Origin of the sequence: Chryseobacterium sp. SIMBA_029 (genome assembly GCF_046535275.1) — a bacterium.
Classification (GTDB): Bacteria; Bacteroidota; Bacteroidia; order Flavobacteriales; family Weeksellaceae; genus Chryseobacterium.
Genome location: NZ_JAWRXA010000714.1, coordinates 1 through 245 on the forward strand (window position 1 = coordinate 1; position 245 = coordinate 245).

The following is a 245-nucleotide window of genomic DNA, read 5'->3' on the forward strand; positions in this document are numbered from 1 at the left end:
GGTTATTTTTACCATCGGAAGAAAACACTATATCCATGCAGCACAAATGAAGCCTGTACAGGAAGGAGATACAAAACTTTCTGAAATTATGCTTAAAGTATTTGTTCCAGCCATCATAGCCGGAGGAATTGGTTGGTTTATTCCTAACAATATCTTTGGAAGCGACAGTACAGATGCCTTTATTTTCGCATGTATTCCTGTTATTTACTTTTATGCTTCACTTTACTTTAAAGCGAAGCCTGATG

The 245-nt window shown here is 36.7% G+C and carries 1 pseudogene; it reads left to right on the forward strand.

Features of this window, described 5'->3' with window-relative positions:
- Nucleotides 1-245: pseudogene (locus SB679_RS25805) on the forward strand (MFS transporter); the annotation flags it as partial.